This window comes from Paenibacillus sp. FW101-FHT12H11, from assembly GCF_058790355.1.
On record NZ_JBYTCO010000009.1, the window covers coordinates 118202 to 132426 of the forward strand.

General features: G+C 46.2%; 11 protein-coding genes and 1 pseudogene. 1 reads left to right on the plus strand and 11 read right to left on the minus strand.

The window, feature by feature from the left end:
* Window positions 1-42: 42 nt before the first annotated feature.
* Complete coding sequence (locus AC3WTJ_RS26600; RefSeq protein WP_492524392.1) at window positions 43-1527, minus strand: tagaturonate epimerase family protein; 1485 nt, start codon at window positions 1525-1527, stop codon at window positions 43-45.
* Between the two features lie 177 nt (window positions 1528-1704).
* Between AC3WTJ_RS26600 and AC3WTJ_RS26605 the strand changes: the two genes are divergently transcribed.
* The gene (locus tag AC3WTJ_RS26605; protein WP_492524393.1) at window positions 1705-2553 is read left to right on the plus strand and encodes a helix-turn-helix domain-containing protein; all 849 of its coding nucleotides are present in this window, start codon (window positions 1705-1707) and stop codon (window positions 2551-2553) included.
* 133 nt (window positions 2554-2686) lie between these two features.
* Here the strand turns inward: AC3WTJ_RS26605 and AC3WTJ_RS26610 are convergent, their stop codons facing one another.
* From AC3WTJ_RS26610 to AC3WTJ_RS26655, 10 genes and pseudogenes are all read right to left on the minus strand, one after another.
* A complete protein-coding gene (locus AC3WTJ_RS26610; protein ID WP_157319537.1) occupies window positions 2687-3565 on the minus strand; it encodes a 5'-3' exonuclease in 879 nt (292 codons plus the stop codon).
* 116 nt (window positions 3566-3681) lie between these two features.
* Window positions 3682-4224 (minus strand): NADPH-dependent FMN reductase, encoded by a 543-nt coding sequence (ssuE, locus tag AC3WTJ_RS26615; protein ID WP_492524394.1) that lies wholly within the window; start codon window positions 4222-4224, stop codon window positions 3682-3684.
* Between the two features lie 159 nt (window positions 4225-4383).
* Complete coding sequence (locus AC3WTJ_RS26620) at window positions 4384-7632, minus strand: glycosyltransferase family 39 protein (protein WP_492524395.1); 3249 nt, start codon at window positions 7630-7632, stop codon at window positions 4384-4386.
* Window positions 7633-7715: 83 nt separating this feature from the next.
* A complete protein-coding gene (locus AC3WTJ_RS26625; protein ID WP_127457765.1) occupies window positions 7716-7943 on the minus strand; it encodes a DUF7667 family protein in 228 nt (75 codons plus the stop codon).
* A 333-nt stretch (window positions 7944-8276) separates the two neighbouring features.
* Window positions 8277-8639, minus strand: a pseudogene (locus AC3WTJ_RS26630) (transcriptional regulator); the annotation flags it as partial.
* Window positions 8640-9136: 497 nt separating this feature from the next.
* Window positions 9137-10318, minus strand: a complete 1182-nt coding sequence (locus AC3WTJ_RS26635; RefSeq protein ID WP_492524396.1) for a DNA sulfur modification protein DndB — start codon at window positions 10316-10318, stop codon at window positions 9137-9139.
* Window positions 10318-11454: a DNA sulfur modification protein DndB gene (locus tag AC3WTJ_RS26640; protein WP_157319542.1), complete on the minus strand. Its 1137-nt coding sequence runs from the start codon at window positions 11452-11454 to the stop codon at window positions 10318-10320. Before AC3WTJ_RS26640 ends, AC3WTJ_RS26635 begins: the two co-directional genes overlap by 1 nt.
* A 93-nt stretch (window positions 11455-11547) precedes the next feature.
* Window positions 11548-12723 carry an aminotransferase class I/II-fold pyridoxal phosphate-dependent enzyme gene (locus tag AC3WTJ_RS26645; protein ID WP_492524397.1) on the minus strand — a complete coding sequence of 392 codons (1176 nt, stop codon included), beginning with the start codon at window positions 12721-12723 and terminating at the stop codon, window positions 11548-11550.
* Window positions 12724-12755: 32 nt separating this feature from the next.
* Window positions 12756-13853, minus strand: coding sequence for a site-2 protease family protein (locus AC3WTJ_RS26650; RefSeq protein WP_492524398.1), 1098 nt, complete (start codon window positions 13851-13853; stop codon window positions 12756-12758).
* A gap of 6 nt (window positions 13854-13859) precedes the next feature.
* Window positions 13860-14225: an arsenate reductase family protein gene (locus AC3WTJ_RS26655; RefSeq protein ID WP_492524399.1), complete on the minus strand. Its 366-nt coding sequence runs from the start codon at window positions 14223-14225 to the stop codon at window positions 13860-13862.

The window sequence follows — 14225 nt, forward strand, 5'->3', positions numbered from 1 at the left end:
TCTTCAAGCAGATTAGAATGCTTGAGAATGGCCTCTTTTTTATTATTTACCGAGCAGCTCCAAATGTTTGCCAATATGGTGGCGCAAACCTTCAGCGAATACGTCTTCCTGCTCCGTCATCGTCCGGAAGAACTCTTCAGCAAATTGCTTGCTGCCATCGGCATTTTTGGCTTGCAGCAGCAGGCCGTATGTGATGTGCAGCAATTGGCGCGCATTGTTTTCTTCCATGTAGTTTGGCAGATCGGCATCCTCGACTTCAGCAAGCGGAACGATGGCATTGATGTCCGTCGTCACGTGATAATACGCCGTCGCTTCTGTGAAATGATCCAAAGCAAATTGATGCATGCGGCGGTACAGGGAAGGGTTCACTTTTGCTACAACACGTACCGCTTCGAGCCAATTTGTACCTGCCGTTTTGATGTGGAACAAACCTTTTGTGTATTGCCCGATTAGCGGGAACACACTGAACTTGTCGCTGCCGGAATGAATGCTTAGCTTGTATTCAAAATGTACGGCAATCGCCGCATGGCTCGCCAGCTCACGCTCAAATTGCGCGATATCGCCAATGTAGTCGATCCCTTTTTGGAATTCTCCGCAGAAGCGCGGCGCCATGCTGAAAATAGTAACCCCACGGTCACGAAGCTCGTTCGCTACCAAGTAGTGGGCTTCAGGCGATGTCGGTGTAGCCGTCTCATCGATCGAAATTTCAAAATCAACCGCACGATCCAGTGTTTCGATATATTTGCGGTAAATAGCTTCCATAAAATTAATGGCTGCGTCGTAGATCAGCACATCTTTTTGGAGCGCTTCGCGCGTGTAGTTAAGTGCTGCTCCTGGTACATTAGCAGGCGTCTCCAAGTAACGCTTCTCATAGTGCTCACGCAAGCCGGCTGGCAAAGCCGCATACTTCACTGCGACCTCATCTGCAGACAATGTTTCAATCGTGTTGTCGATGTTCTCGGAGCAATCGAGCGTCAGCATCGTAAAGCCAAGACGCAGTGCATACTCGATGTCTTCCTCTTTCTTCAAATGGTCGCCGTCTGCGCCATAGCCATCTTTGTAGCCTTCTTGGAAAACCGCATAAGCCGCCGCGTCCAAAACATCCTCATACGTTCGGCCTGTAAGCGCAAGCTCACGAATACTTTGCTGCGCCAACACGGGACGGATATCTCTGCCGCGAATCGTTTGAATATGTCCAGGGCTTGCAATACCAAGGCGATCACCCAGACCCATCGTAGCTACCTGCGTGCCAAATGCTTGCGGGGCCGTATAAGGCAAGAATTGATTCAGTGTCAAACGGTTCTCGTGCGTTAATGGAGCCACTTTCGCGCCATCCACAACTTCTCCGTTTAATTGATTGAACAAATCACTCTCACCAACCGCAACCAGCCGCTTTCCAGCCTCCGTACGTACCATAACAAGCGAAGCATCTCCAATTTGTGTAAAAGATGAACCATATACTTTAACGCCTGGCGCTGATAATGTTGATGTATTTCCTGATTTGATTGCGTCTATAAGCTCTTTCATTCTGTGTGTTCCTCCCTTATTTTGCAAACGTTTGCTATTTTCTTATAGCTTAATCATATCGCAAGTTAGGAGCGTTTTCTCTTCATCTATTCCTATTTTCAAGGAAAACTATTCATATTTTTCACTACGCTTATGTTATACTTTCATTACAACAACTTGAACAAAAGGAGTACTCAGATGCCCAGCACCGTCACCTTCGGCAATGAGGATGAAGGCCCATTTTATATTCAACATATTCATCGTCATGGATCGTTCGAGAGAACACAGCACATGCATGATATGTATGAGCTCTATTATTTGTACGAAGGTGAGCGCATGTATTTCATTCGGGACCGCTCGTATCTCATCCTTCCGGGAGACCTAGTGCTCATTAATCGGCGCGAGCTTCACGCTACTTCGGATTCCGATAAGCTTGGGCATGCGCGTGTCGTGATGAATTTCAGCGATCACTTCCTGGAAAGCATGAAATCCGATGCTCCTTTCCTGCTCGATGCCTTCACGCATGCTGCGCCTGTGCTTAGGCTCGATCTCCCGACCCGTCGGTTTGTGGAAGACATTCTCGGCAAAATGATTCATGAAGCGAAAGAATCTCAGCTCGGACAAACCTTCGCTTTGCGTCATTTTCTGATCGAGCTGCTGCTGTTCACGACACGTCTTATTCGCCAGCATCCGGTCACATCACCTGAGCATGTCTCTCCTTTACATCGGAAAATTTCAACGATCGTGCGTTACATTAACACCCATTTTGCCGAAATTTTGCGATTGGAAGAGCTTGCGGAAAGATTTGAAATCAGCCCGGCGTATTTAAGCCGTATGTTCAAGGAAATTACCGGATTTTCACTGGTCGAATATATCAATCTTGTTCGTGTCCAGGAAGCGCAAAGGCTGCTGACGGAGAGCAAAATGAAAGTCATCATGATTGCTGAGCAGGTCGGCTTCGGCTCCTTGGTCCAGTTCGGCCGTGTTTTTCGGCAGATTACCAAAACGACGCCACTTCGCTACCGGCAATCGGCGATACAATTCTGAGGGAAGTAGCTCATTTCTCGCCAAAACGATAAGAAGCAGCGTTAGGGCTGCTCGTTAAACAGCTTGCTCGCTTTTGTGCTAGCACACGCAAAAAGGAGGATGCCGATTCCTATTCGGCACCCTCCCTTTTATATTAACCGATTAACTTAATTAATCCTTTGTACGCAATCTCCTCGAACTTCGCGATCACTTTCTCCCGCTCCATCGCCCAACCGCAGTCCTCAAGCGCACAGGCAACAGGCGCATCCAGACGAATCGTCGCCAAGTCACGCGATAAATGCAGCATCTCCAGCTCCGCTTCGATTTTTGCGCGCACCCCTTTTGGCAGTGACGCCAAATTTTCCAAAATACCTCCAATATCCTGATACTCGTTGAGCAGCTTGGTCGCTGTTTTCTCGCCGATCCCTTTGACACCTGGGTAGTTATCAGCCGTGTCGCCGGTGAGGCCTTTCAGGTCAATAATCTGCGCAGGCGTCAGACTTTTCTCTTCCATCAGCGTTTCCAGCGTATAAACCATGTAGTTGGAGTGCCCTTTTTTCATAATAATGACTTCCGTGCTCTCATTCACAAGCTGGAGCATATCATGATCTCCGGTCAAAATTTGAACTTTCGTCAGCGGGCTGTATGTACGGGCTAGTGTTCCAATGCAATCGTCAGCTTCATAACCGACAACACCAATGTTCGGAATGTTAAAGCTAGCTGTAACCTCTTTCACTAAATCGAACTGCGGAATTAACTCCTCCGGGGCAGGTCCGCGATTCGCTTTGTATGCTTCAAATTTCTCCGTGCGGAATGTTTTACTCCCCATATCCCAGCAGCATACCACGTGGGAAGGCTTAAAGGTTTGAATCGCATCAAGTAAATATTTCAGAAAACCGTATACCCCGTTAATCGGCACGCCGGTTTCTGTTCGCATAATATAACCGCTCGATGAAGTCGCGTAATAACCGCGAAATAATAACGCCATCCCGTCAACAAGCAGCACGGAACCAGATGAATTCTCTGACAACATAATCGCTCCTATCCAAATAAATATATGTTCAGTATAGCACGGCAGCGCTCTCCCCGGCACAAAAAACCACCATCAGTAAAAGTTACCAATGGCGGTTTACAACATCTCTATTCCTATTATCGGCTGGTATGCCAGTTAATTTCTTGTATAAACTGTGTTACGGACTCATGTAATCTTGTTGAGATTTCATCTTCCAGAATGGCTTGTCCTTGTTCGCCCCAAGTCACCTGTTTATCGAGCACATACACACCTTGCAAAATATTTTGTGCGCCCAAGGCGGACAGCACCGGTTTAAGCGCGTAATCGATAGCGAGCAAGTGAGAAAGCGTGCCGCCTACGGCTAAAGGTAGCACGATTTTACGCTCCAGCCCCTTTTGCGGGAGCAGGTCAAGAAATGCTTTTAGCACACCGGTATAGGAGGCTTTGTAAACAGGCGTAGCTACGAAAACAGCATCGGCTGCAGCAACAAGCGCATTCGCGCTCACAATGGCTTCGCTGTCAAACTTGGCGTACAGCAAGTCTTCTGCAGGGATATCGCGCACTTTGATCCAGTCTACGGTAAGACCCGCTTGCACCAATTCACTCTTCGCTACTTCAATAACCCCGTGTAATCGGGATGTAGGGGTTGGACTTCCTGAGATAATGACTACCTTCGCCATTTCGTTCACACTCCATCTTCGTTTTTTGATAAAAAAGAGACCCCGCTTCCATTATTCAATGTAAGGTCGGAGTCTCCTGTTGTTCGGTCGACTTTTAATTCATAGTATTTTGCTTGGAATTATCTTACCATCGCCTGTCAGGCACGTCAACCACTTTTCTCAAAAGAAGTTCCAGCCCGGCAGCCACCGGAGGAAGAAGGAATATCTGGATGGAATCATCATACCCGAAAGAATCGGATAGAACAACGCAAACAAGACGATTACGCCTAGTAAATAGCCATAAACCCATCTTCTTTTATGAAGCGGACCTTCTTCCAAATAATCTTTGATATAGTAGGTCAGAATGAGCACCAGGAACGGCACCATGGCAAAATAGTGATAAATAAAAGTAAGCCTCGGTACCAACATCCATGGCAAGTATTGGGAACAATAAGCGATTAACAGCATGCGCAGCAGCTTATCTTTCCTCTTCACAGCCACATAGAACGAGCAGATGACCGCGATAAAGCCAGGCCACCAAACCAGCGGATTTCCGAACGAGACGATGCTCGACAACATGCCCTGCGGCATAAACTTGGCTTGATAATACCAGATCGGGCGCAGCATCATCGGCCACTCCCACCAAGGGGAAGAGAACGGATGAGTCGCTACCAAATCTTTATGATACTTGTACATGTGCACCTGATAAGTAACTACATCCTTCAGCTGATGCCCAGGTCCGGGTACCATCATGAAAGGAATATACGATAGCGTATAAATGCCTAACGGAATAATAACAAACGTTAGTACACACCACAGGAGAGTAAGGAGCGTATTTTTTGCAAATAGCTTCTGCACAAGCAGTAGTCGGCTGCGCTCCGAATCTGATAGAGCCGGCTGCGTATCCTCCTCGGCTTCATCCCAAGATGAGATGATCTGCTCTGAATCATCCGTATCCACCTGCATCTTAGATGGCGCTCTATGCGCATCCTCCTGCAGCAAGCGCCGAGCAAACCGGTATTCGCTATAACGTTCTAATAAAGATAATAGCAGCAGAAGGGCTAGGCCGGCACCGCCGTAGATCACGATCCATTTGGAAGCAGCGCCTATTCCGAAAAAGAGGCCGGACAGCCCTAGCGGGATCAGAGTGGCCCAAAGCTTTTCCCGATAAAAGCTTAGCGTCGTATAGCGGTACATGAAATAGAACATCAGCATGATAAAAAATACGCCGTAAACATCGATCGTCGCAATGCGTGTCTGCGCAAAGTGCATGAAGTCAAACGTTAAGAGGAATGCCGCAATAAAAGCATATTCAGAACGGCCGAACATCCGCTTGGCGAATACATAGATGACGGGTATCATTCCTACACCAAACAGCGTTCCAATAATACGCCATCCAAACGGATTAAGTCCGAATATGTAAATGCCGATCGCCATGAGCACTTTACCTAGCGGCGGATGCGTGCTTTCATAAGGCTCTATTTTGTGAAGATGCTCATAGGCCGTTCTTGCGTGATAAATCTCATCAAAGTAAGTCCCGTTCATGTAAGTAGGCGTGTACGGAACTACGCTGGATTCGTCGAATAAATTCGCTGTTTTTCCTTCGTCCGCCGGGTTTATATCCTGCTCTTTCAGGTCAGTAATCGGTAAGATGGTCGAATTGCCATCCCCGAAAATCCCGATTTCATGCAGGTGCAGCGGCGCGCTTTCCTGACCGTCAATGACCACTTTAACATATCGAGCGTCTTTCATCGGTTCTACCGCGTTCCATGTGAAAACCTTGGTATGATCGGATTTGACAGAGATTTGATCCTGCCACTGCTGGCCATCTTGTGAGAACCAGAAGGAATAGGAACCTTCCCCAACGCCGGCAAAGGTGTTAATTCTAGTTATGTTGTGCGAGCTTCCGAGGTCAGCAATGACGGCTTCCCCCGTGGTTGTCGGCTTCCAAAAAGTAGTAGGCGCTTTGTGACCGCCTAGATGAAATAAAGCGATAATGGTGTATATGACGACCAGTAAACCTAGGTATAACGCATCCTTTTTAGAGAAAAAACGTCCCTTCGGGCTTCGTTCTACCCCATCCTTACTCTCTTTGAAAATGGCATTCCAGCGCTCGGTCCACTTGTCCGTGGTCGGGACTTGCGGAATCGGGACGAGCTCATCCTGATTACTCTGTTCTTGTTGTGATTGCACGAAAAGCCTCCATCCCAAAATACATGCATAAACAAATAATATAACATTGACGGCAGATACAGCCAGCATCAAGGGATCATAGCGTGGAATATGATAATCTTGATGAAAACTTCGCAGCAGCACATCCGCGATATTGATGAAATGAGTCAAACTAAAGCCAATAAACAGACCAAGAATACGGCGATCCTTGATATAAATAAAACTCATAAGAGCTAGCAGCAGCCCGTAGTGCAAATAGCGCTCATGCATTTTGGTCATACACATAAAAACAGCCGTTATAAATAAGAAAGATACGTACAGAACGGCACCCTTCTGGCCTTTGCTGCGGATATACAGATAGCAAGTGTACAAGATCGAAAGGATCATGAGCACTATGCCCAATTTTTCATAGGAGATATGTAAGAAACTCTTTTTTATGTCGATAAAATTGCCGCCTAAGAGCGCCATAAGATTAAACGCATTCAGGGAAGCATAGGGATACGAGGCCAGCGTGCCGGAGTAAAGTCCGATTAACCATCCATAACCTCTTCCAATGGCAAAAGGAAGGGCAACTACCGCTATGGTCGTCATGCCACTGAGCACGCTCAGCAGGAATACCATCAAATTGCGCTTGCGCAGTACATCAATGAGCAGAAAAATGCCGAAAAGAAGCGCCTGCGGCTTGAGCAATAAAGCCAAGGCGATAAACACGGAAGCTTGAGGCAGCTTCCCGCGCTGCTGCATCAGGAATGTCGCCGCAATAAACAGCATAAAAAACGAATCAACCTGTCCCCAAATCGCTGAGTTCGACCAGATCGCTGGATTAAAAGCAAATAATGCAGCTATTCCTATCGCTTGCAGCCATGTTCTCGCGCCGTCCTTCCCGCTGAATGCAAGTCGAAACAACAAATAAACAGTTACGATATCCGCCAGAATGGCAGGAAATTTCAGCAGTAATAACGATTGTCCACTCTCCCAGGGGATGGACAGCTTGTGGTGCAGCATGCCAATAACATATAAGACATACATATAGCCTGGCGGGTAATCCAGGAAATATTCCTTAGCATTGTTATACATGCCGGACAAACCAACCGTATAAGCACGGTCCGACCAAGCCAGAAACGTTCGGACATCCGTATCATAGCCCATCCAGATTGGTGCAAGATAGAGTCTTATGAATAGCGCTGTCAGTAGCAGTAAACCCAGAAGTAAGAATTTATAGGGCCCTTCGCCCGCTTGCTTGAACCAGCTTACCATGAGGCATCTCCTTAAAAATAGACTACTACCATTATACCCGTCCACTCTCTAGCAGAAAAGGAAAAAAGCACCGACCTTCTAGGTCAGTGCTTAGGTTCAATCTTTTCAATGCGCTCGCAAATATCGTGCAGCCAATCATAATCTCCTGTAAGCGAGGCGCAAAGCGATAAATTTTCTAGTTTTAAACGGTTCCAAACATAGGTCGCGTTAGCTTCCATGCACAGCATTAACTCATCCTGCTCTGCTCGCGTTAACTCCCGCGCTCTGCGTAATGTCCATAACTCCGCCATGCGTTGATGAACGGCCAACATGGTTCCAAGACCCTCCTGCTCGATAAGGTGCTAACATTATGCAGTATGGACAAAGTTGGGAGCGCTGAAACAAGCGGGTGACGATAAAAATATCTAGCATTGAATCCCCCCACGTTCCACCACACTTGTCGTACGCTAACGGACCCCACTGCCGTTATTTCTCATATTTCGCCCCTGTTCCATATCTAACGGACTCCAGAGGCGCTATTGGACCATAATCGGGCTAATTTCCACGTAATTTACGTGAATAACTGCGCTGGTGTCCGTTAGAATTTCATACGATCGTTTTTTGACCGAATAAGGTCCAACCGGTCCATTAATCCCCAATAAGCTTTATGGACCTATGTTCCGTAAACAATACGTGCGATACCTTTTGTGACCACTATGCACAACGAAAAAGTCACGCTCTACTAAATCATGAAGGAGCCTCCGCGCATGGCGATCCGTGACTCGTAAATGGTCTGCTAACTCCATTGCTGTAAAAGGGCGCAAAAGGCGACGAGAAAAGCGCACAGCTTCAGCTTCAAGAAATGTTAACTCAGACGCCACCTCTGTCGAGAGAAAAATACCAATAAAGGAAAGGACGAGCTGTCGACACCGCCAAGGTTCATCTTTAATAGAAAGATACGCGACAGGTAGAAATATCCAACGATCAAGTGCCATCAAACTATGCCGCCAACATAAATCCTTGAATCTTCACGACCGAATATAGTAAGTGTAACGTGAAATAAAGAGACTGTCCCTCAGATCATTTCTGACCTTTCCAGACAGTCTCTTCCAACTTTTTTAATTAAGGGATGTGGATAACGGAGATTCTATCTACCGGGAAAAAGAATACAGTATTATTACTTGCAAGAACAACGTTACCATGTTCAATACCTAGGAATCTACCTGTGTGGTTCGGAGTAGTACCTGCATGGATTGTGATGACTGTACCAAGGCTGATGCGAGACAATGTAGCATATACGGAGCAACTCATCGTTTTCTCCTCCTTTCAATCTTTATAGTACATAGTATTCTAGTGACCTTTTTTGGTATAGACGAATGACGGAAGATATTCGTATATTTCGTATTTTGGTAGATTATCCGCTTCTATTCTTCCATTATTGGTTTGGATGAGACGAGCCTCCGCAAATCAAAAAGCCTTCCTCTCACAACACTCGTTGAGAGAGAAAGGCACTGGGTCAAGCCTATTATGCTGTTGACTCTTCTTCTTCTTCCGACGCATTCGCTGATTCTGTGCCTTCGAGGAAGAATTGTACGAGTTTTACATGCTTTTTCAATGATTTTTCGTGAATCAGGTTGATTTTGCCGTTATCCAATGCACCGAAGACATAAATCAATTCCTCATTCTCATGGGACCAATCAAATCCTTCAAGAATTTGCAAGCAATCTGTCCATTCCTCGTTATATTGCCCGTTCGGGAATAAGAAACGGTTCGAGTAGAGAGCGATGCTTTCTTGGATCACCCGATTCGCTGAAGTATACTGCGCGAGACCCGGTTGCTCCGGCATCATCGGCAATAACGTATTGAAGAATTGGTGCAGGATCTCCACATACGTCGAAGGATCGTGGCGGATTTTGCGCTGAAGCTCATAAGACGGCTGCATTCTGCCCGAAAATAACATGGTTGCTGTCGCATATAACCAGCTGAAGCATGTGAAATTACGGTTAAACGACGTCAAATTGCTGCGTCGCTCTACGCCGACAGCTTTGAGGTACACGTTATGATCAACAACCTGCTGAATAACGAGATTAAGCGGATCAATGGAATCGAAAGAGTGACCGAGCTCTTTGCTCACCAGCTGAACTTTGGAGTTGATGTCGCCAAATAGCTGCTGCTCTTCTTCCTCCGTTAAGCCAATGTAGATTTGCACGGCAAGTTGTGTCTCCATCAAATCAAGACGTCTGCTCTCAAGTTGATTGATCGTGCCTTCCGTTTCTTCCACTTCTTGCTTAATATCTGCATCTTCAGGCATCTTACGTTGTTTAATTTTCAGAAGCACCAGCTTCTTCTCGTAGCGTCGAACTTCCTTCTGCATTTGCTCATTCACATAACCAAGCGCAAGGATCCGATGCTGTCCGTCCAAAATAGAAAGCTTCGAACCATGCTTTAGCAAAAATTCTTTTTCACCCTTGGACAATTGATTCACTTCACGCAGTGAAAGCGTAACCGGGCCGAAAAAGACATGATCCAGTTCGCGTTCTTGCAGATACGTGGAGATTTTACGTCTTTGCATATTACTTAGCTTCCGCTGTACCATAGGGTCGATCATCGTATAATTGAGCAAATCCTGAACGCGCAAGGCTACGGTTGAAAGCCCGAATTTCTCGCAAAACGGATGAATCGTCATTTTGAGGCGTAATCCTTCCATTAGCTCACATCCTCCTTATCGCTGATTAGGAAAGCATTCTGCTCTGTATAGAAATTTTTGATGAAATTATAAGCTTTCATGATCCGGGTACGTCTAGGTAAACGATCTTTCTCGTCTCCCGCGTAAATCCCATTCCAATTCACATGAGGAAGTATTTTCAAAGCATGCTCAAGCGCATAACGATTGAATTTGCCTGTTTTCGTTGCTTCTTCATGGATAAACAAAGCAAGCGCGATTTGGATATTTTCAGTCCAAACGATTTCACCTTTGGCCGGCGCGTCCAAATAATTCAGCAAACCGTTAAAGTAGGTACCCGCTAAAGAGACCAGATCCTGAAGATCTTTGTCCTCATATTGGTAACCGTTATTCCGAGCTGCGGATTTCATTCTTCCTTCGAACAAGGCAATCAAAATCTCAATCAGCAAGTGATACGAGAACAAGTACTCAGGCGATTTGCCGCGTTCAGAGAACATGTCAACGGTCAGCTTTTGCATAGCTGGGGCTTTGGAAGCAAGCTCCGTTGCAGCAACATGGTAAAATCTGCGTTGATCCCGAAGCACAGCCAAGTTGCCGCCAAGCTTGCGTGGAAGTTTGTTAATGTCTGAGAACAATTGGCGTTCTTGACGAGCGTTAATATCTAAATACGTCATCGTGGAAATCGGGAACGCATACAAGCGGCGAAGCTTCTCTGTAATCTCTTCCATCTTTTCGTATTCCCGACGGTCTTTGGCACGTGCCATCTGGCTTTGCAACGTTTCCATAATGCGTTGGAAAGCTGCCAGTCTGTGCTGGCCATCTACCACGTACAACTTCTCAATCGGTTGCAACCGAAGCGCTTGTTGTTCATCGTCATATTGTCCCGCGCCTCTTGCTGAGAAAATAATGCCCGGGAAATAGATCGGTTGGCGATTCTCCAAGTACAGATTAACATAATCAATTAATTTAGAAAGATTGCGCGGAATAATCGCACGCTGAACTTCTAAATCAACTTCATAGAGTGAAAATAATTTGCTCATAGGTAATGTTGCTGCAATTGTCGCTTGCCCAAACGTCTGTCCCAAGACTCCAGGAATTTCTACATACGATGAAGGCTTCTGCTCAGCTAAGAGCTCTGATAATGAGGAAATGGCGTCCATATGCTTACCCCTTTCAACTATTAAGGTTTCATCTTCTTGTGCAAAAAAATCATATATATCTCATTCTCCTATTTTTACCAAAATCTCTAATTTTCATTCTACGGTTCGAAGCCAATCGCCTATGCGTCTTGCCGCCTCAAGTAATCTGGCTTCATCCTGCACCAAAGCAATTCGTACAAAGCCTTCTCCTTCTGCTCCGAAAGCGTCTCCAGGTATAACAACGACACCGGCACGGAACAGCATTTCCCGGGAAATTTGTCGAGATGTCCATCCTTTTGGAATGGGTGCCCAGATAAACATGGTTGCCTTGGGTGGCGGTATCCTCCAACCAGCATCTGCTAAAGCCGAAATAAATACATTTCGCCTTCTTTCATAAACGCCGGCAACGGAATGATCGTGTTCCATATCTTCCTCTAATGCTGCAATTCCGGCCGCTTGGATGGCTCCGAATACGCCATAATCGATATTTGATTTGAGCGTTCGCAGCGCTTTTACCGCAGCCGCATTTCCGGTTAGGAACGCGATCCGACAACCTGCCATATTAAAGCTTTTGGACAGTGAATGAAACTCGACAGCAACCTCCTTAGCGCCCTCGATCTCTAAAATGCTGATCGGTTTAAAGCCGTCAAAAGCCATTTCAGAGTAGGCTAGATCGTGTACGACAAGCAATTCATGCTTTTTGGCATAAGCTATCAAATGCTCAAAAAAAGCACGATCTGCAACAGCAGACAACGGATTGCTCGGATAGTTTAACAGGATGAATTTCGCTTTGGCAGCCACGTCTACTGGGATGTCATCTAATTGGGGCAAAAAATCATTTGCAGCGCGCAGGGGGATCAAGTAAGGCTCAACTCCCGCTAACACGAGACTTGCCGAATATATGGGGTAACCTGGATCGGGAACAATGGCAATGTCCCCAGGATCACAGAGTGAAAGCGCCAAATGAGCAAGACCATCTTGAGAACCCATTAACGTTAAAATTTCATTATCGGGATTAAGCTCTACACCGAATCGGAACTGGTACCATCTAGCTACCGCTTCACGAAAGGCTAAGCTTCCCTCCGATGATGGATATCCATAGTGTGCCGGGTTGCGCACAGCCTCTGTAATGGCTTCAATAATGCGTTCAGACGGCGGTAGGTCAGGACTTCCTATACCTAAATCTATGACGTCTACCCCTTGGTTCATAACCTCTCTCTTCCAATCCGCCACTTCCGAAAAAATAGCCGATCCTAGCTGGCTAAGCCGTTTTGATCCCACAATTGTCATGATAGTTATCCTCGTTATGTTGTATTAAACAGTCAATCCATAATTCCTGCTTGATGAACCAGTCTGATCATATAAAGTAAAAATAAAATGAGCCCGAAATAAGCTGCTCCGAATTTCCAACGGGTTTTGGCCGGAACCTCATAGTATCGCTCCTGAATGCCTAAAGGTGTAAAATCGACCTGTACCTGCAGACCTAGATAAAATCCGCTTTCTTTCTGCAAACGGTCTACTTTGACAAGCTGTACTCTTCGAATCAAGGCTTGCTGAGGCAAATAGGCCTGTCCTTCAAAACCGATTCCTTGCCAGTACATGACAATCGTTTGCCTGCCGTCACCTACGCCCTGTAAATCCGAATACGTCGTAAAATCCAAATCGCGGGTGTGATTCTCGCCAGGTATCATATACCCTTGCTGAAGTAAATGGTCGGCAGCAAATTCAAAACGGGTAGCTACGGAAACTAACTGCTCTTTATGTCTGTATTTCACGTATTTCTTATACAAATCCCAGGCAAACATCGCCCAGATCGCAAAGAAAATAAGCTGATTCACATAATGGTCCAGATAAAAAATAAAGACTAAACCGCCAATTAAACCGACAATCCATAACCAACGGGTGACAGCCGTTGCAATTCGACCGCCATCAAGCGGATGAATCGGCAATAAATTAATTAAATTCAGGTAAAACGCAGCATAAGCTACCGAAACAATAACAGGGGAATCGACATACATGCCTAGTGCAAATGCAGCAACGCCGCCTACCGTCCCGAGAATTGGCCCTCCGATACCGACAAAAGCTTCTGTTGCTGCATCGGACGGATTTTTCTTCATTGTTATCAATGCACCTAGAAAAGGGATAAAAACAGGCGCCGAGACAGGAAGCCCTTTCAACTTTGCCGCTAAAACATGACCAAGCTCATGAATCAGAATCATGACCACTATACCAATAGCAAAAGGAAGCGGTGCGAGATAAGCGTAAGCCCAAATCGTAATAAACATCGAAATGACGGCCCCGCCGACCTTACCGAGTTTTAAGGCTGCCAAAAGCAGCTTTCCTTGCGATAACAAAACCGCAAGGAAACCGCCTATGGCTAGCGGTGATTTCTTGCGTGGTGGTTTCTGTTTCTCATCCAACTCACCTCACCCCTTTGCCCATGCTTCCTCAAATTCAGCTTCTTTAAAGCCGACCGTGACTTTCGCACCATCTGTTACAATAGGACGTTTGATCAGTCTGCCGTTTGAAGCTAACAGTTCCAACATTTGCTCTTCCGTCATGCCCGGGAGCTTATCTTTCAAATTCATTTCTTTGTACACTTCACCAGAGGTGTTAAAAAACTTCTTGATGCCAAGTCCGCTGTCGCTTAACAGCTTGGCCAATTCGGCTGCAGAAGGCGGCGTCTCGAATAACGGAACGTTCTCCGTGATTTCGACGTCATGCGCTTTCAGCCATTTCAGGGCTGCTCGGCAGGTGCCGCATTTATCATAGCAAAATACTTTTACTCTCAT

Coding starts and splice junctions, on each gene's coding strand:
- AC3WTJ_RS26610 (WP_157319537.1), bottom strand. CDS start 3,565: ATGTTGTCAGAGAATTCATCTGGTTCCGTGCTGCTTGTTGACGGGATG.
- AC3WTJ_RS26600 (WP_492524392.1), bottom strand. CDS start 1,527: ATGAAAGAGCTTATAGACGCAATCAAATCAGGAAATACATCAACATTA.
- AC3WTJ_RS26625 (WP_127457765.1), bottom strand. CDS start 7,943: ATGTTGGCCGTTCATCAACGCATGGCGGAGTTATGGACATTACGCAGA.
- ssuE (WP_492524394.1), bottom strand. CDS start 4,224: ATGGCGAAGGTAGTCATTATCTCAGGAAGTCCAACCCCTACATCCCGA.
- AC3WTJ_RS26655 (WP_492524399.1), bottom strand. CDS start 14,225: ATGAGAGTAAAAGTATTTTGCTATGATAAATGCGGCACCTGCCGAGCA.
- AC3WTJ_RS26635 (WP_492524396.1), bottom strand. CDS start 10,318: ATGGAAGGATTACGCCTCAAAATGACGATTCATCCGTTTTGCGAGAAA.
- AC3WTJ_RS26620 (WP_492524395.1), bottom strand. CDS start 7,632: ATGGTAAGCTGGTTCAAGCAAGCGGGCGAAGGGCCCTATAAATTCTTA.
- AC3WTJ_RS26640 (WP_157319542.1), bottom strand. CDS start 11,454: ATGGACGCCATTTCCTCATTATCAGAGCTCTTAGCTGAGCAGAAGCCT.
- AC3WTJ_RS26645 (WP_492524397.1), bottom strand. CDS start 12,723: ATGACAATTGTGGGATCAAAACGGCTTAGCCAGCTAGGATCGGCTATT.
- AC3WTJ_RS26605 (WP_492524393.1), top strand. CDS start 1,705: ATGCCCAGCACCGTCACCTTCGGCAATGAGGATGAAGGCCCATTTTAT.